Annotated in this window: 7 protein-coding genes; 1 reads left to right on the plus strand and 6 read right to left on the minus strand. The window is 53.6% G+C overall.

Going from position 1 to position 5765, the window contains the following annotated elements; all coding sequences use genetic code 11:
* Window positions 1–197, minus strand: a 197-nt coding sequence (locus tag VEI96_12685; GenBank protein ID HXX58851.1) for a peptide-methionine (S)-S-oxide reductase, incomplete at its 3' end; no start/stop codon positions are given.
* 346 nt (window positions 198–543) lie between these two features.
* Here VEI96_12685 and VEI96_12690 point away from each other — a divergent pair.
* Entirely contained in the window at window positions 544–1218 is a 675-nt protein-coding gene (locus VEI96_12690) for a cation transporter (protein HXX58852.1), read from the plus strand.
* Window positions 1219–1307: 89 nt separating this feature from the next.
* Here the strand turns inward: VEI96_12690 and VEI96_12695 are convergent, their stop codons facing one another.
* The 5 genes from VEI96_12695 to VEI96_12715 form a co-directional block, all read right to left on the minus strand.
* A complete protein-coding gene (locus tag VEI96_12695) occupies window positions 1308–1529 on the minus strand; it encodes a heavy metal-associated domain-containing protein (protein HXX58853.1) in 222 nt (73 codons plus the stop codon).
* A gap of 44 nt (window positions 1530–1573) precedes the next feature.
* Window positions 1574–1867 carry a hypothetical protein gene (locus VEI96_12700; GenBank protein ID HXX58854.1) on the minus strand — a complete coding sequence of 98 codons (294 nt, stop codon included), beginning with the start codon at window positions 1865–1867 and terminating at the stop codon, window positions 1574–1576.
* 39 nt (window positions 1868–1906) lie between these two features.
* Window positions 1907–3265 (minus strand): sigma-54 dependent transcriptional regulator, encoded by a 1359-nt coding sequence (locus VEI96_12705; protein ID HXX58855.1) that lies wholly within the window; start codon window positions 3263–3265, stop codon window positions 1907–1909.
* Window positions 3262–5298 (minus strand): ATP-binding protein, encoded by a 2037-nt coding sequence (locus tag VEI96_12710; GenBank protein ID HXX58856.1) that lies wholly within the window; start codon window positions 5296–5298, stop codon window positions 3262–3264. The genes VEI96_12705 and VEI96_12710 overlap by 4 nt, the downstream gene beginning before the upstream one ends.
* 94 nt (window positions 5299–5392) lie before the next feature.
* The coding region (locus VEI96_12715; GenBank protein ID HXX58857.1) for a carbamoyltransferase N-terminal domain-containing protein at window positions 5393–5765 on the minus strand (373 nt) is incomplete at its 5' end.

Here is a 5765-nt window from a genome sequence, read left to right on the forward strand (position 1 = left end):
TCTTCGTTGTGATAGAATATCGCAGCCCTATACTGGCGTGACCACGAAGTTCTCCTCGGGTCGTGCCCCTTCCAGAAGATGTCGAGCAATTCTCTATAGGAGATGCGGGATGGATCAAAATCGATCTGAACCGCCTCGGAGTGATCTCGCAGGTCGTGATAACTCGGATTCTTCTTCGTGCCTCCGGCGTATCCCACCCGCGTCCGGACAACACCGGGCAGGCTCCCAAACTGGGAGTCGGAACCCCAGAATCAGCCCAGCGCAAAGGTAGCTGTTTCGAATTTGCCCGAAGGATCAGTATCCGAAGACGGCAGGCCGATGCCGGCCTCGGTATCATCGTGTCTCGTCGACATATTCACACCTCCCCCTAGAATGATGACGGCGACAGCGGATATTACTGCGCCCACAAGGACTCTGCTGGAAAAGTCCAACTTCATAATTAAAAATACCCCACCTTCATGAAGAAATTATGAAAAGAACCTGTCACTCCGGGACAGGTTAAACGAATTGAGGGATGACGCAGCCGGGATGTTATTATAGGAGGTGCAAAATAGTCAGAGTCCGAACACGGGAAAAGCCTCATTTTATCGGTGGGCAACGGCTCTCGCTCTCATCACGATCTTCTATAATCTCGTTGAGGGGCTGGTCTCCGTCTTTTTCGGCATCGAGGACCGGACAGTCGCCCTTTTCGGTTTCGGAATGGATTCTTTTGTTGAGGTAATATCAGGTGCCGGGATATGGCACATGATCCGGAGGATGAGAAGAAACAGTTCCGAAGACCAGGGCAGATTCGAGGGCACCGCTCTCAGGATTACCGGAACCGCATTTTATATCCTCACCATCGGGTTGGTGTTCACCGCGCTTGCAGATATTTACAAAGGCCGTAGGCCCGCAACGACCCTGTGGGGCATCGTCGTGGCTGCCGTTTCGATCGTAACGATGTGGATGCTTATTCATTACAAGGTGAAGATCGGCAAGCGGTTTTCGTCCCGGGCGCTACTTGCCGATGCAGCCTGTACGAAGACATGTCTCTATCTTTCGATCGTACTCCTGATCGCAAGCTTTGGTTATGAAGCGACCGGCCTTGGCCTGATGGATTCTCTTGGTGCCATCGGTATCGCCATCTTCTCTTTTCAGGAAGGACGCGAGGCGTTTAGAAAGGCAAGGGGAGAATTGTGCTGCTGCGGCGCTCAGTGCAGCGATCTCAATAAAGGTTAGCACCAGAGCATTATTTGGGAGGAAGTTGACGGAGGAAACGGCAGAATCATGAAGAAACGCGATAAAACGAATGGAGCAGCCGGCAGTGACTATGGCTGCCCGTTCATCGTGTAGCCGAGCTTTTCTATGCTCTCCTTCGTTATCTTCAGGATGTCCTCTTCACTGATTCTTGAGCCGTCAAAACTGATTACGATCTTTCCCTCCCCCACTTCGATAGAGTCAACACCGTCCATCTTGCCGATAAACCGCCGCAGTGCGAGAGAACATTCTTCGCAGAACTCCTTCTGAACCGTTACCGAGACGTTCTTCATATCGATCTTTTTGAAAATACCCGCTCTACCGCGCCGAGAAGGGATTATCCCTGGTGTCCCTTCGTCAAGAGAGAGAAGAGGGTGGCTATCATTACGCCGAATATGCCGCCGAGGAATGATCCGACGGCGCCGATGAACCCCACAACGACAACGACGCCCGTGATGACGGGGAGAGAGTTCTTCCCGAACTGCCTCCCGAAGAGAGCGCCGAGGTCATGGGCGACCGCGTCCCGCCAGCCGCTCCCTATGGCGCCTCCGAGAAAGAAGTCCATGCTGAGCGCGACCGTCACTCCCAGTATCCCTCCCGCGATGCAGCCGATGATGAATACTTTCTTCATCTCTTATGATCCCGGAACCGGCGAACCCATAATCACGGCTCATTCCCCTATCCCGTACTTTTTCAATTTCCGGTAAAGGGTCGCCAAGTCTATGCCGAGTATCCTCGCCGTCTCCTCCTTATTCCTGTTCTGCGTATTATAGACAGTCTCGATACGGGACTTTTCGAAGTCCTCGATGGATATCTTCAGGGGAGAAACTCCCTGCTGCTCCCTGAGGACGCTTTCGTTCTTCTGCATCTTATCGGGCAGTTCACGGGCTGTGATAACCTCTCCGGGAGACAAAACCACCGCCCGCTCGATCACGTTCTTAAGTTCCCTCACATTCCCGGGCCACGGATACTGCATGATATAGCGCATCGCGCCGTTTTCGACCCCCTTGACCGCCTTCTTGTTCTCCTCGGAGAACTTCTTTATGAAAGAGTTCACGATAAGGGGGATGTCGTCCCTTCTCTCCCGCAGGGGCGGCACCCGCACTTCGATGACGTTCAGCCGGTAAAAGAGGTCCTCCCGGAAGGTCTTTTCCCTCACCTTCTGCTCAAGATCCTGGTTCGTCGCCGTTATCAGCCTGACATCGATCACCCGGGAACGGGTGTCGCCGAGCGGGACGACCTCGGACGATTCGAGAACCTTCAGGATCTTCGCCTGGAGATTGAGGGGCATATCGCCGATCTCGTCGAGGAAGAGCGTCCCCTGATGGGCCATGACAATGAGACCGGGTTTATCCGCCACCGCTCCGGTAAAGGCCCCCTTCTTGTATCCGAACAGCTCGGACTCGAGGAGCCCCTCGGGTATGGCGGAGCAGTTTATCGATATGAACGGATTGTTCCTCCTCGGACTGTTACAATGAATCAGCTCGGCGATGAGCCCCTTTCCGGTTCCGCTCTCCCCGAGGATCAGGATGTTGCTCTTCGTCGGTATCACCTTCTCGAGGGTTTCGAAGATCTGCATCATCGCCGACGATTCGGCGATGATCTCCTTGTATCCGAGCCGCTGGCTCAGCTGCTGCTTCAGCGCGATATTTTCCTCCACGAGTCGTTTCTGCTCGAGCACCCTCTTTATCGTGAGTTTGATCTCTTCGTTGTGAAAGGGCTTCTGCACGTAGTCATAGGCACCCTTCTTCATCGCCGTAACCGCTGACTCGACGGACGCGAAGGCGGTCATGATGAGCACCTGGGTATCGGAACTCAATTCCTTCGCCTTCTCGAGTACGGCAAACCCGTCCACTTTTTCCATCTTGAGGTCGGTGAGGACGACATCGAAGTGTTCCTTCCCGAGCTTTTCTATCGCCTCTTCACCGCTGTAGGCAAGGGTGACCGAATATCCCTCGTGTCTGAGGAGGAACTCAAGGGCCTTGCAAATATCTTTTTCGTCGTCTACTACAAGGATCCTCGGTTTCATTGATCTCCGTTACCGTGCAGGCTCACCGTAAATTTTGTCCCCTTGTTCGGTTCGGACTCTACGGTCAGATCGCCGTTCAGTTTCTTGACGATACTATAACTCACCGCCAGTCCCAATCCCGTGCCCTTCTCCTTCGTCGTGAAGAAGGGGTCGAATATCCTCGAGATGTTCTCCCTCTTGATTCCGATTCCGGTGTCCTCGAATCGGATCACGATAGAACCGTCATCAACCCGGCTCCTGATCGTGAGCGTCCCTCCATTCGGCATTGCATCCACGGCATTGAGGATGAGATTGACAAACACCTGAGAAAGCTGGCTCCCGTCGGTCGCGATGTCCGGCAGGTCGGGGGACAGATCCCTGACGATCGAGATCTCCTTCGCCCTCTTGTCGTACTGGATGAGCGAGAGGGAAGTCTCTATGAGGTTATTCACCTTCCACTTCTTCAGTTCGACGGGCGCCATTTTCGAGAAGCCCGAAAATTGTTTCAGTATGTCGGCTATCCTATTGATGTGGAAATAGATCGTCTCGAGACTCTCCTTCTTAAACTCATCCTGCTCCATATCCTTTAATATCTGGACGAAAGAAAATACGGAGGTGAGCGGATTCCCTATTTCGTGGGCGACTCCCGCGGTCAGTCTGCCGAGGGATGCGAGTTTCTCCGAATGCATCATCTGATCCTCCATCCTCTTCATCTCCGTCACATCCTGGATGAGCCGGATGCAGCCGTGCAGTTCTCCGTCTTCGCCCCTCACTGGAGCGGTGGTCAGCTGATAGAATTTATCCGTCCTTCCGAGAAAATTCGAAACGATCTCCGTCTGCATCTCATTCAGGACATATGAGCCGACGACGGTGAAATCCGTGAAGACATCGTTGCTCTTCGTTCCGGTAATGTCTTGCCCCGCCAGCTCGTGCATCGCCTGGTTTACCCATTTAATTTTTCCCTCGTTATCCGTCAGGACTATGCCGCTCCCGATTGCGCTGACGATCGTATTGAGCTTCTCCTTCTCTGATGAAAGCTCCTGCGTCCTCCTCGCGACCTCCCGCTCGAGATTCTCGGCATACCCCTCGAGTTCCACCTGGTGGCGAACCGCCTCTTCCGCCTTCACCTTCTTTCGGTGAAAGACGATCAGCATCGCCGATACGATGCTCGTGGTCGCAAAGATGGCGATGATCAGCCACGAGTAAAACTTCATCGCCCTCTGAATCGATATCGTCACCTCAGAGTAAGGAGCAGAGACGGCCACGATCCACTTCAGCGGTCCGATCGGTGCGACGGAGTAAGCAAGGACCTTGTCTTCACCTGACGGGGCGAGATAGATGCCGAAGTGTTCAACCCTGCCTTCTATAATCTTCTTCTCGATTTCGAAGGACCTGTGACAGGTGAAACAGGAAGCCCCGGCTTTGTAAAGGTTTCGCCCCATCATCCCCGGCTGCGTCGGATGGTAGAGGAGGTCACCCTTGTCATCCATCATCCAGGCATATCCTCTCGACCCCGACTTAATCGGAGCGAGGAACTCACGGGCCATTTCCTGAATCCCGATGCCGAGGATAACGGCACCATCGAATATACCCTCCCGGCATATCGGCGCGGTCATGTAAAGAGTCTGATCTTTCTGCTCCATGATGACTTCATTCGAACATGTCCCTGCCTTTTCCGACAGGGATTTGATGTCCGATTTTTTGATCGCTCCCTTCCCCTTCGAGAAGAGAACCTCGCCCTCCTTATTGAGGAAGATGAGATCCGTGCTTACGCTTTCCCTCTCTCTGAAAAGTTCATCGGCAAGCCAGAGGAACCCCTTTCTTTCGTCCATCCGGAGGCCCGAAATGAAGCGGGCGGTATGGACAAGATGACCCCTGAGATCATTGATGTAGGACTGGATATTCGAGGCCTGGGCGTTCGCGAGGAGCAGCTGTTGCTTGTTGAACTGTTCCGCCATCTCCATCTGGAGCGTATTCTGGAAAAAGATATTAAGCGTAATGAGCGATGAGACGATTATCGCAAGAATGCCGATGATGAGCACGTAACCCTTCATAGTCCCCTATAATAACAGATAACGAGCCTTCATTTTTTCCGATGGAAGGTCTTGTATCCTCTCTCCGGGCAGGATAAAATTCCTCCGTACTCCTTCAGAGCGGCAGATATGCCACCGGGTTCAGATCCTCTCCCCTTGTGTCATTCTCCATAAAGTGGTGGTACCCCGCGGCAGCGATCATCGCTGCATTGTCTGTGCAGAGCTGTACGGACGGACTAAATACCTTCACTTCCCTCTCTTGAGCCATGCGCACGAACGCACTTCTCAGCGCGCTGTTTGCAGCCACTCCACCCGAGAGGGTGACCCTTCCGACCCGTTCCTTCCGGATGGCCCACTCGGTCTTTCTCACGAGGACGTCGACCACCGCCTGCTGAAAGCTGGCGCAGACATCCTGCAGCCGAGTCTTATTCCCTTCCCGGTGATAGTTTGCGACCGCCGTCTTCAGGCCGCTGAAGCTGAAATCGAGG

Source organism: Thermodesulfovibrionales bacterium (assembly GCA_035622735.1).
GTDB lineage: Bacteria > Nitrospirota > Thermodesulfovibrionia > Thermodesulfovibrionales > UBA9159 > DASPUT01.